The organism is Pseudomonas pseudonitroreducens, from assembly GCF_021603645.1.
In the GTDB taxonomy this organism is placed as follows: domain Bacteria; phylum Pseudomonadota; class Gammaproteobacteria; order Pseudomonadales; family Pseudomonadaceae; genus Pseudomonas; species Pseudomonas pseudonitroreducens.
This window is the reverse complement of record NZ_BQHJ01000006.1, coordinates 163,990-188,517: the sequence shown is the minus strand read 5'-3', so window position 1 is coordinate 188,517 and position 24,528 is coordinate 163,990. Positions and strand designations below refer to the sequence as shown.

Genomic DNA, 24,528 nt, shown 5'->3' with positions numbered 1-24,528 from the left:
GAGGTGGCAGACCTTAACGTCGGTCCTGTACGGCCTCTGTCAGGTTCCTCTGAATGGCCTGTGGGACTATCCCCGGTACTTCAGGCCACCCGCTCGGCTGGGGTGACATTGAGGATGTGCGTGCCGCTGAGGAACAGGTCCTGCACCGGGCCGGTGGGGCAGTGGCGGCTCTGGCAGTCGCCCAGGCGCACCTCGAAGGGCGCGCGGCCATCGCGCAGGGCGAGGTAGTCCTCGCGGCTGATGCGGCCGTGGAGGATGCGTTGCGGACGATAGGGAGACCAGGTCTCCACATCGACCCAGAGACTGTCGGAAGCGTGGTTCATGGCGGTGGTCCGGCCGTTTGCAAATGGGCGAGTACTCTAGACAGCGGACCAACGCCAAATTCATCGGAGCCTTCCGAGATATTTGTAGGAAATTATGTTGCCAGACTGGCGGCGCTGTCTTACGGCAAGGCTCGATAGGCCTCGGCCCAGGCGAGGGCGAAGTCCTCGAAGCGCGTCGCCGTGGTATTGGCCGGCGTGCGCGCCTCCTGCGCCCGAACCCGCCCGCTGCTGATTGCCTCGGCCAGTTCGGCGTAGCAGGCGGCGACGCTGGCAGAGCAACCCGCCTCCTGCAGCGCCACGGCCAACTCCTGCGACGACACCGGCACGTAAGGCAGGTCCGGCCGGCCGATGGCCGTGCCCAGCAGCCGGGTCGCCTCGGCGTAGCTGATATCACGCTGGCCGAGCACTTCACGGGTCACGCGGCCCTGCCAGTCACGGTCGAGCAGGGCGCGGCTGGCGGCATCGGCGACATCCTGCGTGGCGACCATCGGCACCGCTACATCTGGCGCCACGGCGTCGCTGTAGCAGGCGTAGGCACGGACGATCTCCAGTGCGCCATACAGGTTCTCGAACAGCGCGCCGGAGCGCAGCATCAGCACGCTCACCGCCGGCGGCAACTGCAGCAGACGCTGTTCCTGGTCGTGCATGCTGATGATCGGCCCCGTGCCGGAGGGCACCTCGGCGCCCACGCTGCTCAGGAACACCACCCGGCGCACGCCGCTGCTGCGGATGGCGGCGAGGATCGCCTCGCCCTGGGCCGCCTGCTGATGGAGGTAGTCCTCAGTGTCCGGGCCGTAGGCGAGCAGGGTGTAGACCGCCTCGGCACCACGGAAGGCCTGGCCGAGGAAGGCGGCATCATGCGGTTCGCCCACGGCGATCTGCGCGCCGGCAGCCGCCAGCGGCGCCAGGCGCTCGGCGTTGCGGCCGAGCGCGCGGACGGGCACGCCGGCCTCCAGCAGGGTCTGGCAGATTCTCGAACCGGTGCGCCCGGTGGCTCCCATTACGCTGATCATGATGCTGTCCTCGTTGCTGGCCGCCCCGCGGCGCCCGCCGCAGGTTCGTTGGCCTGGGCTCAGTTTCCTGCTGAACGACTGGACGGTTAATGCCTGAAAGTCGGTCCTTCATGCTCATTCGTCCAGGAATGCTGGACGCCGCCCAATTGCCGGGCCAGTCTCCAGGCCATGAACGCACTCGACGCCATTGCCGACCTGAGCGACGCCTGGGTTTCCACCGATCCCCTGGGCGAGGCCCTGCATTTCCTGCGCATGAGCGGCACCTTCTACTGCCGCTCGGAGTTCAGCGCGCCCTGGGGGCTCGACCTGCCGGCCATGCCGCAGTGCCTGATGTTCCATGTGCTGACAGTGGGCGAATGCTGGCTGGAAGCCGAAGGTGATGAGCCGCGCCGGTTGGCGCCGGGCGATCTGGTGCTGGTGCCCCACGGTGAGGGCCACCGCTTGGTGAGTGCGCCGGGTGAGCCTGCGACGGGGTTGTTCGACCTGCCACGCGCCTACGCCAGTGACCGCTACGAAGTGCTGCGCCAGGGCGGCGCTGGCGAGCCGACGGCGATGCTCTGTGGCGCGGTGCGCTTCGACCATCCCGCCGCGCTGCAACTGGTGCGCCTGCTGCCACGGGTGCTGCAAGCCCAGGTGCGCGACCCCGCGCAGCACGACTGGCTGATGAGTACCCTGCAACTGATGGAGAGCGAGGCGCGGGCCATGCGCCCCGGCGGCGAAACGGTGATCACCCGGCTGGCCGACATCCTGGTGATCCAGGCCATTCGCGCCTGGATCGCGCAGGACCCGGCGGCGCAGACCGGCTGGCTCGGCGCCCTGCAGGACCGGCAGTTGGGCCGTGCGCTGAGCCTTATCCATCGCGAGCCTGAGCGGGATTGGAGCCTCGCAGCCCTGGCCGGCGCGGCGGCCATGTCGCGCTCGGCCTTCGCCGCGCGCTTCGCCGAGAAGGTCGGCATGCCGGCGATGCACTACGTGACCCGCTGGCGCATGCACGTGGCGCTGAGCTGGCTGCAGGAGCAGGAGATCACGGTGGCAGAGCTGGCCGAGCGGCTTGGCTATCAGTCGGAAGCGGCGTTCAGTCGAGCGTTCAAACGCTGTATCGGCGTTTCACCGGGAAGCGTGCGGCGCTCTGCGTAGAGCTTGGTATATCGGCAGGGCGAATGACCTGCGGCAGGTTATCCGCCGTTGGTTTCACGGCGGATAACGCTGGCGCGTCATGCGCCCCAGGTGACGTTTTCAGCGGATCAGAGCTGGATATCGTCGCGGATCAGCACGCAGGTACAGCCGTGCTCGTCTTCGCGCCAGTCGTGGAGGAAGTACATCTGGATCTTGCCGGCGTCCATCACTGCCAGGTAGTCGCCCACTTCCGGGACGAAGAAGCCCGAGGTGCCCGGCTCGGCTTCGCATTCGATGCGTACGCTGAAGAACAGCGCCGGGTCGGCGTCGTCGAAGAAATCCTCGCGCTCGGCGGCATCCCACTCGGTGGGCGCTTCGAAGGGGCCGAGGAAGAGGACCTTGGCGTCGCCCATGTCCAGTTCTTCGGCGTCCGGGTCGTTGTCGTCCGGGCGGTAGACGGTGGCGTCCAGCGCCTTGGTGTCGGCGAGAATGGCGCGGCGCGCGGCCATGCGCTGCTGCGGGTCGACGCCGGCGTCGGCGCAGAGCTGGTTCCAGAGGATTTCGGCTTGGGTGGACATGAGGGCTCCCGCTCGTGCGGCCGGTTCAAAGGTGGGTAGTGTCCGGGACCGGACAGCGCAGATCAATGGGAGCGGCTCTTGCAGCTGATGCCGGCCCCAACGGGCATGTAGGAGCGGACTCCGTCCGCGATTGGTCCAAGGCCGCTCAGCGGGCGGAAAATCATCGCGGACAGAGCCCGCTCCTACGAGATACCTCTGCGCTTGGGCCATCCCTCACCCTGGCCCTCTCCCAAGGGGAGAGGGGACCGTTCGGTGCAGGATGGAACCTCAGTGTCAGCCGGCTCGGGCTGCCCCCTCTCCCTGAGGAGCGGGGCGCGCAGCCAGGGTTGGGGGGAGGGGGAAGACGCAGCGACGGACTATCCAGAGAAGACAGCTGCTCCTGCATGACGCGGCATCACTGGGCTAGCCTGCAGCTTCGCGGGCGTGGGTCATTCGCCCTTGAGGCCGTACTTCTTCACCTTGTCGAACAGCGTGGTCTTGGCCATGCCCAGCGCGTGGGCGGCCTGGCTGAGGTTGCCGGCGTGGCGTTCCAGGGCGGTGGACAGCAGGCTCTTCTCGAAGGCCTCCACGGCTTCGGCGAAGCGCGGCTCGCCGGCGTCCGGGCCGAGGTTGCCGCCGGCCAGCACCGGCAGGCCGAGGGCGAAGCGTTCGGCAACGTTGCGCAGCTCGCGCACGTTACCCGGCCAGTCGTGGGCCATCAGGGTGGCCGCGGTGGCATTGTCGATGTCCGGCGCCGGGCGGTCGAAGCGCAGCGAGGATTGCTGCAGGAAGTGCTCGAAGAGCATCAGGATGTCTTCGCGGCGCTCGCGCAGCGGCGGCAGGTTCAGGGTGATGACGTTGAGGCGGTAGTAGAGGTCGCTGCGGAAGCTGCCGTCGCGGCCCATGGCGGCGAGGTCGGACTTGGTTGCGGCGATTACCCGGCAATCCACGCGGATCAGCTCGTTGGAACCCAGGCGCTCCAACTGCTGTTCCTGCAGCACGCGCAGCAGCTTGATCTGCAGGTTCAGCGGCATGCTCTCGATCTCGTCGAGGAACAGACTGCCGCCATCGGCGTGCTCGATCTTGCCGATCCGCCGCTTGCCGGCGCCGGTGAAGGCGTGGGCCTCGTGACCGAAGATTTCGCTGTCGATCAGGCTTTCCGGCAGGCCGCCGCAGTTGAGTGCGACGAAGGGCTTGGCCTGGCGCCGGCTGTAGTCGTGCAGGCAGCGCGCGACCAGTTCCTTGCCGGTGCCGGTCTCGCCCTCGATGAGCACGTTGGCGGAAGTGTCGGCGACGTTGGCGATCAGCTCGCGCAGCGCCTGCATGGCCGGCGAGCGGCCGATCAGCCGGCTGTCCAGGGCCTGCTTGCCGGCGAGCTGACGGCGCAGCTGGCTGACTTCGCGGGTCAGTGCGCGCTGGGCGAGGGCGCGGCGCGCGGTGTCCACCAGCTTTTCCGGGGAGAAGGGTTTCTCCATGAAGTCGTAGGCGCCGTCGCGCATGGCCTTGACCGCCATGGCGATATCGCCGTGGCCGGTGATCAGCACCACCGGCAGGCTGGGGTCGCGTTCCTTGAGCTTTTCCAGCAATTGCAGGCCGTCCATGCCGGGCATGCGGATGTCGCTGACGACGATGCCGGGGAAGTCGGCACCGACTTTCTTCAGCGCTTCCTCGGCGCTGCCCACGCTGTCGGTCTCGATGTCTTCCAGGGCCAGCGCCTGCTGGCAGCCGAGCCGTACGTGCGGGTCGTCCTCGACGATCAGGACGCGCAGGGATGGATCGCTCATGCGGGTGTCTCCAGGGCGGGCAGCAGCGGCAGGTGCAGCTCGAACGCGGTGCCGCCGGTTTCCGGGTAGGCCACGCCCAGGGAACCGCCGGCGGCGGTGGCGAGGCTGGCGGAAAGGGTCAGGCCCAGGCCCAGGCCGAGTTCGCCGGGCTTGGTGGTGAAGAACGGCTCGAACAGGTGCACGCGGGCGTCCGGCGGGATACCGGGGCCGTTGTCGCGCACCACGAGGCGATAGTGGTCGCCACCTTCGCTGCGTCCCTCCAGCCAGAGCTGGCGGTCGCTCTGGTTGCTCATGGCGTCCAGGGCGTTGGCGATCAGGTTGACCAGTATCTGTTCCAGACGCGTCTGGTCGATGGCCAGTCGTGCATCGGGGTAGTCGCGATGCAGCGTCACCGGCACTTGTGAAAGGCGCACCTGCAGCACCATCACGGCGGCATCCACTGCCTTGCTCAGCGTGGCCTGGCCGTGGTCGTCGGCGCGTCGGGCGAAGGCGCGCAGGCTGGCGGTGATGCGGCCCATGCGGTCGACCATCTCGGCGATGGCCTCGAGGTTGCTGCTGGCAACGTCGAGCTTGCCGCGTTCGAGGAAGCGCACGCTGTTGCTCGACAGGGTGCGAAGCGCCGCCAGCGGCTGGTTGAGTTCGTGGGCGATGCTGGTGGACATCTGCCCGATCACCGCCAGCTTGCCGGCCTGCACCAGGCGGTCCTGGGCCTTGCGCAGGGTGTCTTCGGCCTGGCGGCGCTCGCGGATCTGCTCGCGCAGGTGCTGGTTGCTGGCGCGCAGGTCGGCGGTGCGCTCGGCGATGCGCCGCTCCAGGGCGTTATTGGCCTGCTCCAGCGCCTCGCGGGCGGCAAGGCGGGTGGCGATGACCTTGCGCCGCTCGTTCCAGGCGATCAGCAGGAAGGCGAACAGGGCGAAGCCGGCGGCGGCGAGCATGCCGTGGATCAGCGCTTCACGGCGCAGGTCGGCCAGCGGCGTGAGCAGCGTGAAGTTCCACTGCGTATCGCTCAACTGGCGCGTCTGCATCAGGTAGCTGAGTGGCTTGCGGCTGTCGGCGTGTTCGCCCGGCGGGAAACTGATTTCCTCGACGCCGGCGCCGAGCGGGTGGCGCGCCAGTGGCTGCCATTCGTTCAGCGCCCACCAGTAGTACTGCAGGCTGCGGGCCAGGCGCTCCTTGTCCGTATCGCTGAGCGGGCGCACGGCCTTCAGGCGCAGGGTCGGGTCGCTGGAGAGGATGATGATGCCGTTCTCGTCGCTGACGAAGGCTTGCAGGCGGGCCTTTTCCCAGCGCTCTTCAAGGGACTCCATGCGCACTTTCACCACGGCCACGCCGACGATCCTGCCGCCGTGGACCAGGCCGTGGGCGAGGTAGTAGCCGGGTTCGCCGGTAGTGCTGCCGATGCCGTAGAAGCGGCCGGGGCGGCCTTGCACGGCTTCCTGGAAATAGGCGCGGAAGGACAGGTCTTCGCCCAGGTAGCTGTCGGCGTCCTGCCAGTTGCTGGTGGCCAGTACGCGGCCGGAGGTGTCCAGCAGGTACACCGCGCGGCTGCCGGCGCGGCGGTTGAGGCCTTCGAGGTAATGGTTGACACGATCGCGGTGCAACGGCGTCGGATCCACCAGCAGGCGGCTGACGCTGCCTTCGAGTTCGAGCAGGCTGGGCAGGTAGGTGTAGCGGCTGATCTCGCTTTCCACACCGCGGGCGTGCAGTTCCAGCTGGCGTTCGCCGGATTCGATCAGGCTGCGGGTGCCGGCGCCTTCGCTGATCAGGTAGCCGCCGTAGCCGAAGCCCAGGGTGAGCAGGAGCAGCAGGAAGGGCAGCAGGTAGTTGCGCACGAGGCGTGGCTTCACGGTGAGCGGCGGCGGCAATGGGCTGGAAGCGCATTGCAGCACAGTCGTCGGGGCCGAGCCAGCCCAACGCCGGGGGGCGGCGATGGACTGGCTCGGGTACCACACGGTGCGCGCTCGCGCGGATTACGGAGTAACCACCAGACCGACGCCGCGGCCGCGCGGATCGGAGGCGGTTTCCAGGGCCTTGCCGTTCACACGGATGGCCTGGATGTCACCCATGTTCCAGCCCTGGTCTTCCAGGGTGTAGCCCATGGCCTTGAGCTCGTCGGCGACCTTGCCGGTGAGCGGTGCGTACGCGTCGTAATAGATGGTGTCTTTCGGCAGCAGTTGGTGATGCACACGCTGCGCGGCCACGGCCTTCTCCAGCGGCAGGTGGAAGTCGTAGACGTTGTTCAGCACCTGGAAGATCGAGGTGAAGATCCGCGAGCCACCCGGGGTGCCGAGCACCAGGCTGACGTGACCGTCGCGGGTGACGATGCTCGGGCTCATCGAGGAGAGCATGCGCTTGCCCGGCTCGATGGCGTTGGCATCGCTGCCCACGACGCCGAAGGCATTGGCCACGCCCGGCTTGGAGCTGAAGTCATCCATCTCGTCGTTGAGCAGGAAGCCGGCGCCCTTGACCACCACGCCGCTGCCGAAGTCCCAGTTGAGGGTGTAGGTGTTGCTGACGGCATTGCCGTCCTTGTCGACGATGGAGAAGTGCGTGGTCTGGTGCGGCTCGAGGCCCGGGCGGACTTTTTCGGTGGCCGAGATGGCGTCCGGGTTCACTTCCGTGGCGCGCTTGGCGATGTATTTCGGGTCGGTCAGCTGGGCCACCGGCACCTTGGAGAACTGCGGGTCGCCCAGGTAGTCGGCACGGTCGGCGAACACGCGCTTCTCGATCTCCGAGAGCAGGTGGATGTACTTCGCGGAGTTCAGCTCCACGCCTTTGAAGTCGGCGGCGCGCTGTTCCTTGATGCCGATCAGCTGGGCCAGGGCGATACCGCCGGAGCTGGGCAGCGGCGCGGTGTAGAGGGTGTTGCCCTGCCAGTCGATGCGCATCGGCTCGCGCCACTTGGCCTTGTAGTCGACCAGGTCGTCGGCAGTGATCAGGCCGCCATCCTGCTTCATCTGTGCGATGAGCAGCTTGGCGGTCTCGCCCTTGTAGAAGTCATCTGGGCCGTTGCCTGCGATGCGCTCCAGGGTCTTGGCCAGTTCCGGCTGCTTGAACACTTCACCCGGCTTCATGGTGCCGAAGTAGTCGCCGAAGTTGGTCTTGCCGTTGAACAGCGCGATGGCGTCCTGGCGGTACTGGTACTGCTGGTCGGCAACCTTGAAGCCGCTCTGCGCGTAGCCGATGGCCGGGGTCAGCAGCTCGCTCCACTTCAGCTTGCCGAAGCGCTGGTGCGCTTCCCACAGGCCCATCACGGTACCCGGCACGCCGGCGGCCTTGGCGCCGACCAGGCTGAGGTTCTCGATCACCTCGCCCTTCTCGTTCAGGTACATGGTCTTGGTCGCGGCCTTGGGCGCGATCTCGCGGTAGTCGAGGAAATACGGCTTGCCGTCGACGTACAGGGTCATGAAACCGCCGCCGCCGATGTTGCCGGCCTCGGGGTAGGTGACCGCGAGGGTGAAGGCGGTGGCGACCGCGGCGTCGACGGCGTTACCGCCTTTCTTGAGGACCTCGGCGGCGACTTTCGCGCCGTACTGGTCCGGTGCGGCAACCGCACCTCCGTCGAGGGTGACGGCGAATACCGACGAACTCGCCGCGAGGATCGCGACGCCCAGGGGCAGTTTGCTGAAATGGAACACGCGCATGGGACTTCCTTATTTATTCTTGTGCTTGCGGTGAGGTTGAGTGCCCCGGCGAGCCGGGGCACTCAGGTAGAACAACAGCGGGATCAGTGCGGCAGGATCTTGGCGAGGAACTGCTGGGTGCGCTCGGCGCGGTTCTGCAGGTCACCGAAGAATTCCTCCTTCGGGCAGTCCTCGACGATCTGCCCGCGGTCCATGAAGATCACCCGGTCGGCGACCTTGCGGGCGAAGCCCATCTCGTGGGTCACGCACATCATGGTCATGCCTTCCTGGGCGAGCTGGACCATCACGTCGAGCACCTCGTTGACCATCTCCGGGTCGAGTGCCGAGGTCGGTTCGTCGAACAGCATGACGATCGGGTCCATGGCCAGTGCGCGGGCAATCGCCACGCGCTGCTGCTGGCCGCCGGAAAGCTGGCCGGGGTGCTTGTGGGCGTGAGCCTGCAGACCGACGCGGTCGAGCAGCTTCATGCCCTTTTCCATCGCCTCTTCCTTGCTCCGCCCCAGCACCTTGCGCTGGGCGATGGTGAGGTTTTCGGTGATGGTCAGGTGCGGGAACAGTTCGAAGTGCTGGAACACCATGCCGACCCGCGAACGCAGCTTGGGCAGGTCGGTCTTGGGGTTGGCGATGGAGGTGCCGTCGACGGTGATATCGCCCTTCTGGAAGGGCTCCAGCGCATTGACGCACTTGATCAGGGTCGACTTGCCCGAACCGGACGGCCCGCAGACCACCACCACTTCACCCTTGGCGACCTTGGTGTTGCAGTCGGTGAGAACCTGGAAGTCGCCGTACCACTTGCTGACGTTATCGATGGAGATCATACGGTTAACCTTTTCTGCAGGCGCTTCACGCCGAGTGACGCGGCGAAGCTGATGACGAAGTAGACGAGACCGGCGAAGATCAGGAATTCATGGGGCTGGCCGATGATGTCGCCACGCGAGCGGGCGGCATTGAGGAAGTCCATCAGGCCGACCGAGTACACCAGCGAGGTGTCCTGGAACAGGATGATGCTCTGCTGCAGCAGCAGCGGGGTCATCTTGCGGAACGCCTGGGGCAGGATGATCAGGCGCATGGACTGGCCGTAGGTCATGCCCAGCGCGTAGGACGCGCCGATCTGGCCCTTCGGGATGGCCTGGATGCCGGCGCGGACGATCTCGCAGTAGTACGCCGCCTCGAACATCATGAAGGCCACCAGGCACGAGGTGAACGCGCCCACGGGAGTGTCCTGGCCGGTGATCCAGCGCAGGATGAACGGCACCGCGAAGTAGAACCAGGTGATCACCAGCAGCAGCGGGATCGAGCGGAAGTAGTTCACGTAGAAGCCGGCGATGTTCGACAGCAGCTTGCTGTTGGACAGGCGCATCAGCGCGAGGATGGTGCCCAGCACCACGCCGCCGAGCACGCCGAGGATCATCAGCTGCAGGGTGGTGAGCATACCTTCCCAGAGGCCGGGGAGGGCGGGGACGATCTGGCTGAAGTCCATCATTTACCTCCCACGGAGATCAGGCCCGGCACGGCGACTTTCTTCTCGACCATGCGCATGATCAGCATCAGGCTCATGTTCAGGGTGAAGTAGATCGCGGTGGCGAGGGTGAAGGCCTCGAACAGGTTGGCGCTGAATTCGGCGGTCTGCTTGGTCTGCGCCAGCAGCTCCATCAGGCCGATCAGCGAGGCCACCGAGGAGTTCTTGAAGACGTTGAGGAACTCCGAGGTCAGCGGCGGAATGATGATCCGGAAGGCCTGCGGCAGCAGCACGTGGCGGTAGATCGAGGGCAGGCGGAAGCCCACGGCGCTGGCGGCGGCGAGCTGGCCCTTGGGCAGCGCCTGGATGCCGGTGCGCACCTGCTCGCAGACCCGCGCGGCGGTGAACAGGCCCAGGCACACGACGACGCTGATGAAGGCCGAGGTTTCCGGGGCGATGCCCAGTTTGAACCAGTCCTGGATCGGCTGTGGCAGGTAGTCCGGCACGAAGAAGTACCAGAGGAACAGCTGCACCAGCAGCGGCACGTTGCGGAACAGCTCCACGTAGGCCGTGGCGATGCCCGACAGCCAGCGGTTGGGCAGGGTGCGCATCACGCCTAGCAGCGAGCCGAGCGCCAGGGCGATGACCCAGGCCGCGAGCGAGACGGCGATGGTCCAGCCCAGGCCGGTGATGTACCAGTCCAGGTAGCGTTCGTCGCCGATCCCGGTGGACTTGAAGAACACGCCCCAGTCCCAGTTGTAATCCATGACGGGTTTCCCCTCGATTGCGTTGCACGGTGGCTTTGTTCGGTACGGGGCCGGATGCGGGCACAAGGTCGCCCGCCACCCGCGGGTAGCGGGTGTTCCGGCATCGTCATCAGGAGTAGCGGGCCGGGAGCGCATGGCGTGCGCTCCCGATCCCCCGCGTGGCTACGCCTTGTGGGCGCAGCTACGCGCGACCGTTACATCTGCTCGGCAGACTTGTCGGTCGGATTGGCGATCAGCTTCTTGAGCTCATCACTCATCGGGAAGTTGAGGTTCAGGTTCTTCGGCGGGATGGGCTGCATGAACCACTTGTCGTAGATCTTGTTCACCTCGCCCGAGGCGAAGGTGTCGGAGATGGCCTTGTCGACCACCTTCTTGAACGGCGCGTCGCCCTTGCGCACCATGCACGCGTAGATCTCGTAGGACTGCGGCTTGCCGACCACGTGCCAGTCGTCCGGCTTCTTGGCCTTGGCCATTTCGCCGTAGAGCAGCGCGTCATCCATCATGAAGGCCACGGCACGGCCGGACTCGAGCATCAGGAAGGACTCGCCATGGTCCTTGGCCGAGATGATGTTCATGCCCATCTTCTGGTCGGCGTTCATCTGCTTGAGCAGGCGCTCGGAGGTGGTGCCGGCGGTGGTCACCACGTTCTTGCCCTTGAGGTCCGGGAAGTCGTTGATGCCCGAGCTGGTCTTGGTCAGCAGGCGGGTACCGACCTCGAAGATGCCGACGGAGAAGTCGACCTGCTTCTGGCGCTCGAGGTTGTTGGTGGTGGAGCCGCACTCGATGTCCACGGTGCCGTTCTGCACCAGTGGGATACGGGTCTGCGAGGTCACCAGGTTGTAGCGGACCTTCAGGTCGGGAGCGTTCAGCTCTTTCTTCAGGGCTTCGACGACCTTGATCTGCAGGTCGTGGGAATAACCTTCCGGCTGGCGCGGATCGCTGCCGAGGTAGGAGAAGGGGATGGAGGCGTCACGGTGGCCGAGGACGATGGTGCCGGAGTCCTTGATCTTCTTCAGGGTACCGGTCAGTTCTTCGGCGACGACGGGAGTGGCGAGCAGGGCCGCGACAATGGCGACACCCAACGCACGGGGTGCGAAACGCATGGAGACTACCTCGACTGGTTGTGTTTGTTATTCAGTCCTGCGCCGACGAGGCTCACTCCAGGCCGGTCGCATGTTCGAGGTAGAGCACAGCAGGCTCCGTGCCAAAGCTCGTTTATTTATTTAACTTGTTGAATTTAAACGACTAATTAATTCTTGTCGGGGTTGGCTGGTGCGCGCGGTGTTCGGCCAGCCGGATATTTGCGCAATTGTCGTTCGGAAATCCGAACGTGGCGCCGGCTCAAACGTCCGGCTGGGCGGCCCACTGGCCACGCTGATAGGGCTGGTCGCGACCGGCCAGGTGCGCGGCGATGCGTTCCAGTAGCTGGTGCGTCGGGGCCCGTACGCCAGTGACCGTCTGCCCGAGAGCGAGCACGACGACCAGCATCAGGGCGGCAGGATGGAAACCCGGCAGATGCGCGCGACTGGCGGCGAGGAAGGCTGCGCTGGTGCCCAGGCCCAGCGCCAGTCCGGCGTAGACCTCGGCGGGCGAGTGCACGTTGATCGCCAGTCGCGACAGACCGACCAGCACGGCGATCATCGCTGCCAGCGCGGCAGCGGCCAGGCCGCTGCGCCGACTGGCGAAGAGCTGCGCGGCCAGTGTCGGCAGCACGGCGCCAGCCAGCATGCTGTGGCCGGAGATGCCGGTGAAGTTGAGGTTCGGAATACCGACTCCCCAGCCCATGAACGCCAACTTCGAACCCACCACCAGCACGGTCGAGAATCCGAACAGCAGCAGCCACAGCCCGGCCTTCGCGGTCTCGCGGCGATACAGCAGCCAGCAGAAGACCAGCACGGCGGCTGGCGCCAGCAGGGAGCTGTCGCCGAGGCGGGTGATCAGGGGCCAGAAATCCATGCGGTTCCGAGGAGGGGCGGGGAGAGGCCGGAACCTTAGCACGACGCTCCCGCGCCCCGTGCGTGACCGAGGTCAATCCGCCTCGGCGGCCTGACCAGCGGCATGCTCCTCGCGCCGCAGCAATTCACGCTTGCGCGGCAGGCCCCAGCGATAGCCGCCTTCGCCGCCGGCGCCGACCACGCGGTGGCAGGGCACCAGCAGACCGACAGTGTTGCTGGCGCAGGCGCGTGCGATGGCGCGCGGATGGCTGCCCAGTTGCTCGGCCAACTCGCCGTAGCGCAGTGTCGCGCCGCTGGGAATGCGCGTGAGGGCGCGCCAGACGCGTAGCTGGAAGGCGCTGCCGTGCAGGTCCAGCGGCAGGTGTGCCGCTTGCTCGGGTTCTTCCAGCTGGGTGATCACGGCACGCAGCCAGTCGCCCAGCCCGGCGTCGTCGCGGGTGCGCTCGGCGGCGGCGAAGCGTTCGGCCAACTGGCGTTCCAGCTCGCTGGCGTCGTCGGCGAAGAGCAGGGCGCAGACGCCCTTGTCGGTGGCGGCCAGCAACACCAGTCCGAGCGGGCAGGGCGCGATGGCATAGCGCAGGCGCTCGCCGGCGCCTTTCTGCCGTCGCTGCGCGGGGCTCAGCGAGGTACTGCCTTCATACAGGGCGCGGGTTCCGGAGTAGCCGGCTTCCAGTGCGGCATCGAGCACCGAGCGCGCTTGCGGCAAGACGGCGGCCAGTCGCTGTTCGCGGCGGGATTCCGCCCAGGCGCGCGGCGTGAGGCCGGTGCGCGCCTTGAAGGCGCGGGCCAGGTGCGAGGCGGACAAGCCGATGCGCCCGGCGAGCTCATCCAGGGTCAGCGGCTTCTCGGCCTGGTCGAGCAGCTCGCAGGCCGCGGCAACCAGCGCATCCAGCTGTTCACGAGGGCTCGGACCGCGCGGCGAGCAGCGTTTGCACGGGCGGAAGCCGGCCGCTTCGGCCGCTTCGGGGGCGGCGTGGAAGGCCACGTTTTCCCGCGACGGCCGGCGCGCCGGGCAGTTCGGCCGGCAATAGACACCGGTGGAGCGCACGCTGAAGACGAAACGCCCCTCGTAGCGCGCATCGCGCTCACAGACCGCCTGCCAGCAGCGCTCGGGGTCAAGTTGGGTGGTCGTCATGGCAGCTCTCCGGGGTAATGGCTGTTGGGCAGATTCTCCGTCCCGACACGGCGTGCAGCAATCCGCATCGCGTTTTCAAACTCGAAGCGTGGCGGCAGGGACTACGCTTGCTGGGTATTCCCTGAAGAAGACTCCATGCCCTTGCGCCGATTCTGCCTGTGCTGCCTTCTGCTGCTGCTCGCGCTGAGCGCCCAGGCCCGTGCCGCGAGCCTGGAGCTGAGCGAGCAGGAGCGAGCCTTCATCTCGGCCCATGAGCCGATTCGGGTCGGGCTGTTCCGCGCCGGCTGGCCGCCGTTCGAGGTGATCGACGAGTTCGACCAGTTCCACGGCATCAGCGCCGACTACCTGCAATTGCTCTCCGAACGCCTGGGCATGAAGGTCCAGCCGGTGCTCTACAACACCTGGGAGGAGGTGCTGGCGGCGGTCAAGGCCGGCGAGGTGGACCTGGTGCCGTCCATGGCCGCCACCGAGGAACGCCAGCGTTTCCTGAGTTTCACCCAGCCCTACGTGACCACCAGCAGCCTGATCTTCGCCCGGCGCGACAGCACCATCCGCACGCTGGACGATTTGTCCGGCCGCCGCGTCGCGGTGGAGCAGGACTATGCCGTCCATGAACTGCTCAACAAGGCGGTGCCGGGCATCGACTTCGTGCTGGTGGAGGATTCTCCCAGCGCGCTCAAGGCGGTCTCCACCGGGCGCGCCGATGCCTACGTGGGCAACCTCATCAGCACCACCTTCCTGATCGAGCAGCTCGGCCTTTCCAATATGGAAGTGCGGGGCGACAGCGGTCTGGGCAACAGCCAGGTGCGTTTCGCCACGCGCAAGGCGCTGGAACCGCTGGTGCCGCTGCTGGACCGCGCGCTGGGCAACATCACCCGGCATGAGCAGGAGGCGATCCAGGCGCGCTGGCTGCCGTCGCTGGATGTGTTCGACTGGATGCATCTGCTGCAGATCGCCTGGCCCTGGGTAGTGGGCGTGCTCGCCCTGCTGACCTTCGTGCTGGTGTGGAACCGCCGGTTGTCGATCCAGGTGGCCGAGCGCGCCCGCGCCGAGGCGGAGGAGCGGCGCCAGCGCAGTACGCTGCTGGCGCTGATCAACTCGATCCCCGACCCGATCTGGTTCAAGGACACCCAGGGCCGCTACCTGGGGGTCAACCAGGCTTTCGCCGACTGCCTGGGGCGGCCGCCTGAGGACATCGTCGGGCGCAGCGACCAGCAGATGTTCAGCCGCGCCGCCGGTGCCGGCCGGCAGGAACGCGACCGCCAGGCGCTCAACGAGAGCGAGCCCTATGCCAGCGAGGGCTGGGTGGTCTATCCCGATGGCCGGCGGGTGCTCTTCGATACCCTGCGCAGTGCCTTCCACGATGACCACGGCCGGCTGCTCGGGCTGGTCGGCGTCAGTCGCGACGTCACTGCGCGCAAATCCACCGAGCTGGCGCTGGCCCAGGCTCGCGACCTGGCGGAGGAGGCGGCGCAACTCAAGAGCGACTTCCTGGCCAACATGAGCCATGAGATCCGCACGCCGCTGAACATCATCATCGGCCTGGCACACCTGCTCCAGGAGACCACCCTGGACCCGCAACAGGTGGACTACCTGGGCAAGATCCAGGGCTCGGGCCAGTACCTGCTGGAGCTGATCAGCGACATTCTCGACCTGTCCCGTGTCGAGGCCGGCAAGCTGGAGTTCGAGCATATCGGCTTCGATCTGGAGCGCCTGCTCGGCGAGCTGTTCGACCTGTTCAACATCCGCGCGGCGAGCAAGGGCCTGGCGGTGCGCTGCGAGATCGACCCGCGAGTGCCCGCCCAGGTGGTAGGGGACTCGCTGCGCCTGCGGCAGATTCTGATGAACTACGGCAACAACGCGCTGAAGTTCACCGAACAGGGCGAGGTGGTGCTGGTCGTTCGCCTCGAGGACGAGGACGAAGACAGCCTGCAGCTCTACTTCGCCTTCCGCGACACCGGTATCGGTATCTCCGAGCCGCAACAGGAGCGCCTGTTCGAGTCCTTCCAGCAGGCGGACAGCTCCATCACGCGCCGCTACGGCGGCTCGGGCCTGGGGCTGGCGATCTGCAAGAAGCTGGCGGAGGCGATGGGCGGCAGCGTCGGCGTGGAGAGCGAGCCCAACCGCGGCAGCCTGTTCTGGTGCCGGCTGCCACTGGGGCGAGTGGACGACTCGGTCAGCCTGAGCCTGCAGAACATCAGCCACGAACCGCTGCCGGTGCCCATGCTGCCGGCCGCCGCGGCCGCACCAGCGATGCTGGAGAGCGGCAACGTTGCCGAGGTCGAACAGGTCTGCCGACGACTGGCGCACCTGCTGGCGGCAGACGATCCGCGCGCCGGACGGTTGCTTGGCGAGCGTGCAAGCCTGCTGCGCAGCGTCTTCAATGAGGGCTACGAAGGTATCGCTACCAGCGTGCGACGCTTCGAGTTCGAACGGGCCCTGGAAAGTCTGGTGAACCTCGCGAGGGAGCGCGACATCCGCATATAGAGAGGCGGGCTATGAACACGCGGACAGGGCCGTGGTCCGATCACCCATGGCATGTCACGAATCTGACCGATGCGAGGAGTTGCGATGGACAGCATGCTGGACCGGCCGGAACAGGAAATGATCCTGGTGGTGGACGATCAGCCCGATAACCTGATGCTCATGAGCGAGCTGCTCATGGACCGTTACCAGGTGCGTGTCGCCTCCAGCGGGCCGAAGGCGCTGCGCCTGATGCAGAGCGACCCGCGCCCGGACCTGGTGCTGCTCGACATCATGATGCCGGAGATGGACGGCTACGAGGTCTGCCGCCAGCTCAAGGCCGATCCGCTGACCCGCGACATCCCGGTGATCTTCCTCACCGGCATGGTCAGTTCCGCCGACGAGCAGAAGGGCCTGGACCTGGGCGCGGTGGACTACCTGACCAAGCCGATCAGCCCGCCGGTGACCCTGGCGCGCATCCGTGCTCACCTCAATCTCAAGGCCAACGCCGACTTCCTGCGCGACAAGAGCGAGTACCTGGAACTCGAGGTGCGCCGCCGCGCCCGCGAGTTGCAGGCCATCCAGGACGCCACCCTGGAAGCCATGGCGACGCTCTGCGACCTGCGCGACAACCCGCACAGCAACCACCTGGTGCGCATCGAACACTACATGCGCCTGCTGGGCAGTTCGCTGTCGCTGCACGACGAGTTCGCCGCCGAGCTGTCGGTAGAGAACATCGAGCTGCTGGTGCGCTCGGCGCAGTTGCACGACATCGGCAAGGTTGCCGTGCCTGACCGCATCCTGCACAGCCCCGGGCAGCTCGAGGAAGCCGATCGGCTGATCCTCGAAGGCCACACCACCGTGGGGCGTGACGCCCTGGCGGCGGCTGAGCGCAAATTGGGCTCGCCGGTGGATTTCCTGCGTTTCGCCAAGGAAATCGCCTACAGCCACCACGAGCACTGGGACGGCAACGGTTTCCCCGAGGGCCTGGCTGGCGAGCAGATTCCCCTGGGCGCGCGGATGCTCTCGCTGATTGACAGCTATGACGAACTCACTTGCCGCCACGCCTACCGCACCTCGCTGACCACCGATGAAGCCGCTGAACGCATCAAGGCCGCTGCTGGCAGCCAGTTCGACCCGCGGGTGGTGGAAGCCTTCGTCGAGGTCGCCGAAGGCTTCGCCAGCATTGCCCAGCGCTACGCCGACAGCGATGCGGCGCTGGGCCTGGAGCTGCAGCGGCTGGAAGATGCGGTGACCGAAAGCATCGAGCTGATGCCCCCGGAACCCTGATCGCGCTGGGCGGTTGTCGACGATTGCCGTATAAGGAGCGCAGCGCCCCAGAGAGGTACGCCAGGAAGCCCGATGAAGACCCCGAAACGCCTAGAGCCGTTGATCGAAGACGGCCTGATCGATGAAGTATTGCGGCCGCTGATGAGCGGCAAGGAAGCAGCGGTCTACGTGGTGCGCTGCGGCGAAGAGCTGCGCTGCGCCAAAGTCTACAAGGAAGCCAACAAACGCAGCTTCCGCCAGGCCGCCGAGTACCAGGAAGGCCGCAAGGTGCGCAACAGCCGCCAGGCCCGTGCCATGGCCAAGGGCACCAAGTATGGCCGCAAGGAGCAGGAAGAGGCCTGGCAGAACGCCGAGGTGGCCGCGCTGTTCCGCCTGGCCAGCGCCGGGGTGCGCGTGCCCAAGCCGTACGACTTCCTCGACGGTGTGCTGCTGATGGAGATGGTCGCCGACGAAGACGGCGACGCCGCACCGCGGCTGAATGACGTGGTGATGGAGCCGGAGCTGGCCCGTGACTTCCACGAATTCCTCATCCGCCAGATCGTCATGATGCTCTGCGCGGGCCTCGTGCACGGCGACCTGTCGGAGTTCAACGTGCTGGTCGGCCCGGATGGCCCGGTGATCATCGACCTGCCGCAGGCGGTGGACGCCGCCGGCAACAATCACGCCTTCCGTATGCTCGAGCGCGATGTGGGGAACATGGCCGCCTACTTCGGCCGCTTCGCCCCTGAGCTCAGGTACACGCATTACGCCAAGGAAATGTGGGCCCTCTACGAAGACGGCAAGCTGCTGCCGGATACGCCGCTGACCGGGCATTTCGATGATCCGGAAGACGAGGCTGACGTGGACTCCGTGCTGCGCGAAATCGCCGAGGCGATGCGCGAGCAGGAACGCCGTGAGGCCGGCCGCGCCGCCCAGGACGGCCCGCAGCAGCGCGACGAACCACCCCCCCCACCGTGGGAACAGGCCTGAGCCAGTTGCCTGGCGAGGCGGCGCTTCTCGCGCTGATCGCCGGGCAGCCTCAGCGCATGCACCTGCTGCGGGTCGTGCGCGATCACGGCCCGCAAGGTGCCTGGGTCGCCGCCGGTATCGTGCGCAACGCAGTGTGGGATGCCCTGCATGGCTACGGCGAGCCCTCGCCACTCAGTGATATCGACGTGCTGCACTTCGCGGCCGACAGCCTGGAGCCCGAGGCGGATTACGCCTGGGAGCGCTGGCTGCTGGACATCTGCCCGGACGTGCCGTGGTCCGTGCGCAATCAGGCACGGATGCACTTGCGCAATGGCGATTCAGCCTACCGTGATTGCGCTGACGCCATGCGCCACTGGCCGGAAGTCTGCACGGCAGTTGCCGTACGCCTGCGTGGTGAAGCCCTGGAGTTGCTGGCGCCATTGGGCACCGACGACCTCTGGGAACTGCGCGTCCGGCCGACCGAACATTTCCGCGGCAAGCCGCACCTCTACCGCGAACGAATCGCCGCCAAACACTGGCTGGCGCGCTGGCCGAAACTGCGCATCGAACCACTCTGAAATCCTTCTCGCCGACCCCTCGGCGTAGGATGGGTGGAGCGCAGCGATACCCATGCTGTCGTTCGCCGGACTCGATGGGTATCGCTGCGCTCCACGCCATCCTACAAACAGTTCCCACTGTGGCTTGGGCGTGGGCTATCTGGGTTCCCGCCCGGTCATGTGAAAAAACTGTAAGCCCGCAACTGTATCCATACATTTCAGGCGTGGACTGGTAATTTTTCCCTATCCCACCCCGAGCGCTCTGCCATGCCCCTCCGCCACATTCTCCTCGCCCTGCTGGTCACGCTGATCTGGGGCGTCAACTTCGTCGTGATCAAGGTCGGTCTGCACGACTTTCCGCCGCTGCTGTTCTGCGCCTTGCGCTTCGCCCTGGCGGCGCTGCCACTGATCTTCCTGCGCGGCCCGCTGCCGGCGCCGTTCTGGCGTATCGTACAGATCGGCGTGCTGCTGGGGGTGGTCAAGTTCGGCCTGCTGTTTGTCGGCATGCACATCGGCATGCCTGCCGGCCTGTCGTCTCTGGTGCTGCAGAGCCAGGTGTTCTTCACCGTGCTGATCGCCGCTGCCTTCCTCGGCGAGCGTCCCAGCGCTCGCGCCCTGCTGGGGCTGGCGCTGGCTGCCGGCGGGCTGCTGCTGATCGGCCTGGAGCGTCCCATGGGCGACAGCCTGGTGGCCTTCCTGCTGGTGATCGCCGCAGCACTGGCCTGGGCCTTCTCCAACATCGCCACCAAGCGCTCCGGTGCCAGCGACATGCTGCGCCTGATCAGTTGGGTCAGCCTGATCCCGCCATTGCCGCTGCTGGTGCTGTCGTGGATCTTCGAAGGTCCGGAAGCCATCGAGCACGCCGTGCTCAATATCAACTGGACCGGCGCTGGCGCGCTGCTCTACATCGCCTTCCTCGCCACCACCGTGGGCTTCGGTCTGTGGAGCTTCCTGCTGCGCCGTTACCCGGCCAGCCAGGTAACGCCCTTCGCGCTGGCCGTGCCGGTGTCCGGGTTGCTGTCGGGCTGGTTGTTCCTGGGTGAAGACCTCACCACCCAGGACTGGATGGCCTGCGTGCTGGTCTTCGTCGGGCTCGCCGTGACCGTACTGCCGGCGTCGATCTGGCGCCGCCGTGCGGTGTCGACCGCCTAGGGATCATGCCTTACCTGTAGGAGCGAGCTTGCTCGCGAACACTGGTCGACATCGGGAACCGACCTGTTCGCGAGCAAGCTCGCTCCTACGAAAAGCCAGTGCGTAGGGTGGATAATGCGGAACGCGTACGGTTGGGTTGTCAGACTGCCTCGCCGAGACGGTCGACTACCCACTGATTGATGCTCTGGTTGCTCAATTCAGCCTTGATCGCCACCTGCGCGTGCAGTTGTGGGTCCAGGCGCAGGCTGAGCTTGCCGGAGAACGGCCGCTGCGGTTCGCGGCCGAGTTTGTCGCAGGTCGCCAGATAGTCATCTATCGCTTCTTCGAACGCTTCGCGCAATTCGCTGACCGATTCACCATGGAATCCGATCACGTCGCGGATCCCGGCAACATGACCAATGAACAGCCCGTCATCGTCGCTGTATTCGATGCGCGCCGCGTAGCCTTGGTACTTCATGGGAGTCATGGATGGATTCCTGCCTGTTCGAGCAAGGTGCGTGTATCACGGACCTGATAGGGCTTGGCTTCCTTGGCTGGATGCGGGCGATGGAAGGTGGCGACTATGCCGTTCAGTTCGAAACGCACCCGTGCGCCATTGCCCTCGATCATCTGGGCGCCGAGCGCGATCAGCAGCGACTCGATGCGCAGCCATTCCAGTGATGCCGGGACGGGGAGGGAGTAGATCAGCTCCAGTGTCCTGCGTTGCCGGGCATTCATCCCGTGCTCCGTCAATTGGTATCAGATTATGCTACCAATTAACGTCGTGAGCCAGATGTCGGACAGATCGCCGAGCGCCGCCTGAATTGTCCTCAGTGACAGCACGTCCCCGACTCCAGATCCTTGAGGATCGGGCAGTCCGGGCGGTGGTCGCCCTGGCAGTGGTCGCTCAACTCCTGCAGGGTGTCGCGCAGGCTGCTGAGCTCGGCGATCTTGCGGTTCAGTTCGTCGATGTGCCGGGCGGCCAGGGCCTTGACGTCGGCGCTGGCGCGCTGGCGGTCCTGCCAGAGGGCGAGCAGTTGGCCGACTTCTTCCAGTGAGAAGCCGAAATCCCGCGAGCGGCGGATGAAGGCCAGGGTGTGCAGGTCCTGCTCGCTGTAGTGGCGGTAGCCGCTGGCGCTGCGGCCGGCGGGGGCGAGCAGGCCGGTGGATTCGTAGTAGCGGATCATCTTCGCGGTCAGGCCGCTCTTCTTCGCCGCTTCGCCGATGTTCATGCCGATTTCTCCTGAGCGAACGCCCCTGCCTTGAGCGCGAGGGCGCGTGTCTTATTGGTGATCCTGCGGCTTCCAGCGCTTGAGCAGCAGGGCGTTGCTCACCACGCTGACGCTGGAGGCGGCCATTGCCGCGCCAGCGACCATGGGATTGAGCAGGCCGAAGGCAGCCAGCGGGATGCCCACCAGGTTGTAGATGAAGGCCCAGAACAGGTTCTGGCGAATTTTCGCGTAGGTGCGCCGCGAGATATCCAGCGCTGCGGGGACCAGGCGCGGGTCGCCGCGCATCAGGGTGATGCCGGCGGCATGCATGGCCACGTCGGTGCCGCCGCCCATGGCGATGCCGACGTCCGCCGCGGCCAGCGCCGGGGCATCGTTGATGCCGTCGCCGACCATTGCCACGACTTTGCCTTCCTGGCGCAGCGCGCCGACCACGGCGGCCTTGTCGCCGGGCAGTACCTCGGCGTGGACGTCGTCCAGACCCAGCGCGTCGGCCACGACCTTGGCGCTGCCGCGGTTGTCGCCGGTGATCAGGTGGCTGCCGATACCGCGCTCGCGCAGGGCGTCGATGGCGGTCTTCGCGCCTTCCTTGAGGCTGTCGCCGAAGGCGAACAGGGCGATCACGCGGGCCTGCGGCTCGCGTTCGATGAGCCAGGACAAGGTGCGGCCCTCTGCTTCCCATTGCGCGGCGGAGTCGGCCAGCGCGCCGGGTGGCAACTGCGCTTCGTCGAGCATCCGCCGGTTGCCCAGGGCAAACAGGCGGTCACCGACGCGGCCTTGGATACCTCGTCCGGTAAGTGCTTGGGTAGCCTCGGCGGCGGTCGGGTTGAACCCGCGTTCGGCGCATTCATCCAGCACGGCTTTAGCCAATGGATGCTCGCTGCCGCGTTGCAGTGCTCCGGCCAGTGCCAGTGCCTGCGCTTCGTCTTCGGTGGCCGCGAGGTTGGTGATGCGCGGCTGACCGGAGGTGAGAGTGCCGGTCTTGTCGAAGGCCACTGCAGTCACAGCGTGGGCGATTTCCAGGGCCTCGGCATCCTTGATCAGGATGCCGTGCTTGGCCGCCACGCCGGTGCCGGCCATGATTGCGGTCGGTGTGGCAAGGCCGAGGGCGCAGGGGCAGGCGATGACCAGCACGGCCACTGCGTTGATCAGCGCCTGTTCCCAGCCGGCGCCAGCGATCAGCCAGCCGACCAGGGTGACCAGCGCAATGCCGATCACCACCGGGACGAAGACATTGCTGACCTTGTCCACCAGCTTCTGGATCGGCGCCTTGGCGGCCTGGGCGTCTTCCACCAGGCGGATGATCCGTGCCAGCACGGTTTCGCCGCCGAGCGCGGTGGTTTTCACGCGCAGCACGCCTTCGCCGTTGATGGCGCCGCCGGTGACCGGGTCGCCAATGTCCTTGGGCACCGGCAGGCTCTCGCCAGTGATCAGTGCCTCGTCGGCGTGGCTCTGCCCGGAAAGGACTTCGCCGTCCACCGGGAAGCGCTCGCCGGGGCGCACCAGCACTTCGTCGCCCAGGCGCAGTTCGGCGATGGCGACGTTTTCTTCCACGCCATCGCGCACGCGGGTGGCGCGCTCGGGGCGCAGGGCTTCCAGCGCCCGGATGGCGGCGGCGGTCTGGCGCTTGGCGCGGCTTTCCAGGTACTTGCCGAGCAGGATCAGGGTGATGACCACGGCGCTGGCTTCGAAGTACAGGTGCGGCATCTGCCCCGGCAGGGCGGCGTACCAGAGGTACAGGCTCAGGCCGTAGCCGGCGCTGGTGCCGAGGGCGACCAGCAGGTCCATATTGCCACTGCGGGCGCGCACGGCCTTGTAGGCCGACACGTAGAAGCGCGCGCCGATGATGAACTGCACGGGCGTGGCGAGGAGGAATTGCGCCCAGGCCGGCAGCATCCAGTGCTGACCGAACCAGTCACCGACCATCGGCAGCACCAGCGGCAGCGACAGCAGGATGGCAGCGGCCAGCCACCAGCGCTCGCGCGCCAGGCGCGCCACCGCCGGGTCCACGGCGGGCTGGTCGGGTTCGATCGGGCGGGCCTTGTAGCCGGCCTTGTCGATTGCGGCGATCAGCGTGGCGGCATCCACCGCGCCGAGCAGTTCGACGTGGGCGCGCTCGCTGGCCAGGTTGACGCTGGCCGAGCGCACGCCGGGAACCTTGTGCAAGGCGCGCTCGACGCGGCCGACGCAGCTGGCACAGGTCATGCCCTCGATGGCCAGTTCCAGACTGTGGGCCGGCACCTGGTAACCGGCCTGCTCGACGGCGGCGACCAGTGCCGGCAGGGTCTCGCCGGTAGAGGGTGCGGCGAGCTGTACGCGAGCCTGTTCGCTGGCGAGGTTGACGCTGGCATCCTGCACACCGGGCACTTTGCGCAGGGCGCGCTCGACCCGGCCGGCGCAGCTGGCGCAGGTCATCCCGGAGACGGGCAGGTCGAGTTCAATGGGGTTGGCGCTGCTCATGGGGCTTTCTCCCTGAAGTTCCCCGATAGCATCAACCTTGACACGAGGGTAAGGTCAACCCTCGTCTGTTGCCATCTTGTCGCAGGTCAAACCGCTGGGCAGAGGGACCGTCAGCTGCCGCTCGAAACAGGCATCAGGTAGAGGCCGCTTTCGCTGTTGGCGATGCGGAACTTGCGTACTTCACCCGCGTGCAACTGCACGGACTGGGCGCGCAGCGGCTGCATGCCGCTGCGGCAGAGGCCGGAATTGGCGGCCTGCAGGCGCAGGGAGACTTCGCCCGGTGGCAGGTTGAGGGCGATTTCACCTTCGGGTTGCAGGCGCGAGACCTTCTGGTCCTGCACGTAGAGGTCGATGTCGCAGGCGGTGCCGGTATCCACGCGTTCGCGGCTGACGATCAGCACGGCGTAGGTCACCGGCTGCGCGTCGGGCACCGGCCAGGAACCGGGCGTGCTCGGGGGCGGAGCCGCTGGCATGCTGGGCGCCGGCGGCGCCGAGGGTTCTTCGGGCATGCCGTCGGCCCAGGCATGGAAGGGCAGGGCGGCGGCGAGGCTGGCGGCGAGCAGAAGGGAACGGCGCATGGGCCTTCTCCGATGAGTCAGCTGTTTCCGCAGCTTGGCTGAGAGGCTGACGTAGGACAAGTGCAAGGCGATGGCAACGCGAGAAGCTTGACCTTGCCATGGTGGCAAGGTCGAGACTG

At 66.7% G+C, this 24,528-nt stretch carries 23 protein-coding genes; 6 read left to right on the top strand and 17 right to left on the bottom strand.

Annotated features, from left to right (window positions below; translation table 11 throughout):
- Positions 1 to 80 precede the first annotated feature (80 nt).
- Together L6D89_RS16245 and L6D89_RS16240 are read right to left on the bottom strand one after the other, a co-directional pair.
- Complete coding sequence (locus tag L6D89_RS16245) at positions 81 to 323, bottom strand: hypothetical protein (protein ID WP_236200481.1); 243 nt, start codon at positions 321 to 323, stop codon at positions 81 to 83.
- Between the two features lie 119 nt (positions 324 to 442).
- On the bottom strand, positions 443 to 1,336 hold the full coding sequence (locus tag L6D89_RS16240; protein WP_236200480.1) for an NmrA family NAD(P)-binding protein: 894 nt from the start codon (positions 1,334 to 1,336) through the stop codon (positions 443 to 445).
- A 168-nt stretch (positions 1,337 to 1,504) separates the two neighbouring features.
- Between L6D89_RS16240 and L6D89_RS16235 the strand changes: the two genes are divergently transcribed.
- The gene (locus L6D89_RS16235; RefSeq protein WP_236200479.1) at positions 1,505 to 2,473 is read left to right on the top strand and encodes an AraC family transcriptional regulator; all 969 of its coding nucleotides are present in this window, start codon (positions 1,505 to 1,507) and stop codon (positions 2,471 to 2,473) included.
- A gap of 107 nt (positions 2,474 to 2,580) precedes the next feature.
- Here the strand turns inward: L6D89_RS16235 and L6D89_RS16230 are convergent, their stop codons facing one another.
- The 10 genes from L6D89_RS16230 to ada form a co-directional block, all read right to left on the bottom strand.
- Entirely contained in the window at positions 2,581 to 3,030 is a 450-nt protein-coding gene (locus L6D89_RS16230; RefSeq protein WP_236200478.1) for a hypothetical protein, read from the bottom strand.
- 428 nt (positions 3,031 to 3,458) lie between these two features.
- Positions 3,459 to 4,793: a two-component response regulator AauR gene (aauR, locus tag L6D89_RS16225; protein ID WP_236200477.1), complete on the bottom strand. Its 1,335-nt coding sequence runs from the start codon at positions 4,791 to 4,793 to the stop codon at positions 3,459 to 3,461.
- Positions 4,790 to 6,682, bottom strand: a complete 1,893-nt coding sequence (locus tag L6D89_RS16220) for a sensor histidine kinase (RefSeq protein WP_236200633.1) — start codon at positions 6,680 to 6,682, stop codon at positions 4,790 to 4,792. Before L6D89_RS16220 ends, aauR begins: the two co-directional genes overlap by 4 nt.
- Positions 6,683 to 6,763: 81 nt before the next feature.
- Positions 6,764 to 8,437: a gamma-glutamyltransferase gene (gene ggt, locus L6D89_RS16215; protein WP_236200476.1), complete on the bottom strand. Its 1,674-nt coding sequence runs from the start codon at positions 8,435 to 8,437 to the stop codon at positions 6,764 to 6,766.
- A gap of 83 nt (positions 8,438 to 8,520) precedes the next feature.
- Complete coding sequence (locus L6D89_RS16210) at positions 8,521 to 9,255, bottom strand: amino acid ABC transporter ATP-binding protein (RefSeq protein WP_236200475.1); 735 nt, start codon at positions 9,253 to 9,255, stop codon at positions 8,521 to 8,523.
- The gene (locus tag L6D89_RS16205) at positions 9,252 to 9,920 is read right to left on the bottom strand and encodes an amino acid ABC transporter permease (RefSeq protein WP_236200474.1); all 669 of its coding nucleotides are present in this window, start codon (positions 9,918 to 9,920) and stop codon (positions 9,252 to 9,254) included. Before L6D89_RS16205 ends, L6D89_RS16210 begins: the two co-directional genes overlap by 4 nt.
- Positions 9,917 to 10,663, bottom strand: coding sequence for an amino acid ABC transporter permease (locus tag L6D89_RS16200; protein ID WP_138520249.1), 747 nt, complete (start codon positions 10,661 to 10,663; stop codon positions 9,917 to 9,919). The genes L6D89_RS16205 and L6D89_RS16200 overlap by 4 nt, the downstream gene beginning before the upstream one ends.
- A 194-nt stretch (positions 10,664 to 10,857) precedes the next feature.
- A complete protein-coding gene (locus tag L6D89_RS16195) occupies positions 10,858 to 11,766 on the bottom strand; it encodes a glutamate/aspartate ABC transporter substrate-binding protein (protein WP_065084484.1) in 909 nt (302 codons plus the stop codon).
- A 238-nt stretch (positions 11,767 to 12,004) separates the two neighbouring features.
- Complete coding sequence (locus L6D89_RS16190; protein WP_236200473.1) at positions 12,005 to 12,619, bottom strand: phosphatase PAP2 family protein; 615 nt, start codon at positions 12,617 to 12,619, stop codon at positions 12,005 to 12,007.
- Between the two features lie 72 nt (positions 12,620 to 12,691).
- On the bottom strand, positions 12,692 to 13,753 hold the full coding sequence (gene ada, locus L6D89_RS16185) for a bifunctional DNA-binding transcriptional regulator/O6-methylguanine-DNA methyltransferase Ada (protein ID WP_236200472.1): 1,062 nt from the start codon (positions 13,751 to 13,753) through the stop codon (positions 12,692 to 12,694).
- Between the two features lie 135 nt (positions 13,754 to 13,888).
- Between ada and L6D89_RS16180 the strand changes: the two genes are divergently transcribed.
- From L6D89_RS16180 to L6D89_RS16160, 5 genes are all read left to right on the top strand, one after another.
- Positions 13,889 to 16,240: an ATP-binding protein gene (locus L6D89_RS16180; RefSeq protein WP_236200471.1), complete on the top strand. Its 2,352-nt coding sequence runs from the start codon at positions 13,889 to 13,891 to the stop codon at positions 16,238 to 16,240.
- Between the two features lie 84 nt (positions 16,241 to 16,324).
- A complete protein-coding gene (locus L6D89_RS16175; protein ID WP_236200470.1) occupies positions 16,325 to 17,506 on the top strand; it encodes a two-component system response regulator in 1,182 nt (393 codons plus the stop codon).
- A gap of 72 nt (positions 17,507 to 17,578) precedes the next feature.
- Positions 17,579 to 18,475, top strand: coding sequence for a PA4780 family RIO1-like protein kinase (locus L6D89_RS16170; protein ID WP_236200469.1), 897 nt, complete (start codon positions 17,579 to 17,581; stop codon positions 18,473 to 18,475).
- A 56-nt stretch (positions 18,476 to 18,531) separates the two neighbouring features.
- Entirely contained in the window at positions 18,532 to 19,032 is a 501-nt protein-coding gene (locus L6D89_RS16165) for a nucleotidyltransferase family protein (protein WP_236200632.1), read from the top strand.
- 246 nt (positions 19,033 to 19,278) lie between these two features.
- Complete coding sequence (locus L6D89_RS16160) at positions 19,279 to 20,163, top strand: EamA family transporter (protein WP_236200468.1); 885 nt, start codon at positions 19,279 to 19,281, stop codon at positions 20,161 to 20,163.
- Between the two features lie 139 nt (positions 20,164 to 20,302).
- Here the strand turns inward: L6D89_RS16160 and L6D89_RS16155 are convergent, their stop codons facing one another.
- From L6D89_RS16155 to L6D89_RS16135, 5 genes are all read right to left on the bottom strand, one after another.
- Positions 20,303 to 20,629 (bottom strand): type II toxin-antitoxin system HicB family antitoxin, encoded by a 327-nt coding sequence (locus tag L6D89_RS16155; RefSeq protein WP_236200467.1) that lies wholly within the window; start codon positions 20,627 to 20,629, stop codon positions 20,303 to 20,305.
- A complete protein-coding gene (locus tag L6D89_RS16150) occupies positions 20,626 to 20,880 on the bottom strand; it encodes a type II toxin-antitoxin system HicA family toxin (protein WP_236200466.1) in 255 nt (84 codons plus the stop codon). Before L6D89_RS16150 ends, L6D89_RS16155 begins: the two co-directional genes overlap by 4 nt.
- Before the next feature lie 92 nt (positions 20,881 to 20,972).
- Entirely contained in the window at positions 20,973 to 21,374 is a 402-nt protein-coding gene (gene cueR, locus L6D89_RS16145; protein WP_236200465.1) for a Cu(I)-responsive transcriptional regulator, read from the bottom strand.
- Positions 21,375 to 21,425: 51 nt separating this feature from the next.
- The gene (locus L6D89_RS16140; RefSeq protein ID WP_236200464.1) at positions 21,426 to 23,831 is read right to left on the bottom strand and encodes a heavy metal translocating P-type ATPase; all 2,406 of its coding nucleotides are present in this window, start codon (positions 23,829 to 23,831) and stop codon (positions 21,426 to 21,428) included.
- A 110-nt stretch (positions 23,832 to 23,941) separates the two neighbouring features.
- Positions 23,942 to 24,409, bottom strand: coding sequence for a hypothetical protein (locus tag L6D89_RS16135; RefSeq protein ID WP_236200463.1), 468 nt, complete (start codon positions 24,407 to 24,409; stop codon positions 23,942 to 23,944).
- Positions 24,410 to 24,528 lie beyond the last annotated feature (119 nt).

Coding starts and splice junctions, on each gene's coding strand:
- L6D89_RS16245 (WP_236200481.1), bottom strand. CDS start 323: ATGAACCACGCTTCCGACAGTCTCTGGGTCGATGTGGAGACCTGGTCT.
- L6D89_RS16240 (WP_236200480.1), bottom strand. CDS start 1,336: ATGATCAGCGTAATGGGAGCCACCGGGCGCACCGGTTCGAGAATCTGC.
- L6D89_RS16235 (WP_236200479.1), top strand. CDS start 1,505: ATGAACGCACTCGACGCCATTGCCGACCTGAGCGACGCCTGGGTTTCC.
- L6D89_RS16230 (WP_236200478.1), bottom strand. CDS start 3,030: ATGTCCACCCAAGCCGAAATCCTCTGGAACCAGCTCTGCGCCGACGCC.
- aauR (WP_236200477.1), bottom strand. CDS start 4,793: ATGAGCGATCCATCCCTGCGCGTCCTGATCGTCGAGGACGACCCGCAC.
- ggt (WP_236200476.1), bottom strand. CDS start 8,437: ATGCGCGTGTTCCATTTCAGCAAACTGCCCCTGGGCGTCGCGATCCTC.
- L6D89_RS16210 (WP_236200475.1), bottom strand. CDS start 9,255: ATGATCTCCATCGATAACGTCAGCAAGTGGTACGGCGACTTCCAGGTT.
- L6D89_RS16205 (WP_236200474.1), bottom strand. CDS start 9,920: ATGATGGACTTCAGCCAGATCGTCCCCGCCCTCCCCGGCCTCTGGGAA.
- L6D89_RS16200 (WP_138520249.1), bottom strand. CDS start 10,663: ATGGATTACAACTGGGACTGGGGCGTGTTCTTCAAGTCCACCGGGATC.
- L6D89_RS16195 (WP_065084484.1), bottom strand. CDS start 11,766: ATGCGTTTCGCACCCCGTGCGTTGGGTGTCGCCATTGTCGCGGCCCTG.
- L6D89_RS16190 (WP_236200473.1), bottom strand. CDS start 12,619: ATGGATTTCTGGCCCCTGATCACCCGCCTCGGCGACAGCTCCCTGCTG.
- ada (WP_236200472.1), bottom strand. CDS start 13,753: ATGACGACCACCCAACTTGACCCCGAGCGCTGCTGGCAGGCGGTCTGT.
- L6D89_RS16180 (WP_236200471.1), top strand. CDS start 13,889: ATGCCCTTGCGCCGATTCTGCCTGTGCTGCCTTCTGCTGCTGCTCGCG.
- L6D89_RS16175 (WP_236200470.1), top strand. CDS start 16,325: ATGGACAGCATGCTGGACCGGCCGGAACAGGAAATGATCCTGGTGGTG.
- L6D89_RS16170 (WP_236200469.1), top strand. CDS start 17,579: ATGAAGACCCCGAAACGCCTAGAGCCGTTGATCGAAGACGGCCTGATC.
- L6D89_RS16165 (WP_236200632.1), top strand. CDS start 18,532: ATGCACCTGCTGCGGGTCGTGCGCGATCACGGCCCGCAAGGTGCCTGG.
- L6D89_RS16160 (WP_236200468.1), top strand. CDS start 19,279: ATGCCCCTCCGCCACATTCTCCTCGCCCTGCTGGTCACGCTGATCTGG.
- L6D89_RS16155 (WP_236200467.1), bottom strand. CDS start 20,629: ATGACTCCCATGAAGTACCAAGGCTACGCGGCGCGCATCGAATACAGC.
- L6D89_RS16150 (WP_236200466.1), bottom strand. CDS start 20,880: ATGAATGCCCGGCAACGCAGGACACTGGAGCTGATCTACTCCCTCCCC.
- cueR (WP_236200465.1), bottom strand. CDS start 21,374: ATGAACATCGGCGAAGCGGCGAAGAAGAGCGGCCTGACCGCGAAGATG.
- L6D89_RS16140 (WP_236200464.1), bottom strand. CDS start 23,831: ATGAGCAGCGCCAACCCCATTGAACTCGACCTGCCCGTCTCCGGGATG.
- L6D89_RS16135 (WP_236200463.1), bottom strand. CDS start 24,409: ATGCGCCGTTCCCTTCTGCTCGCCGCCAGCCTCGCCGCCGCCCTGCCC.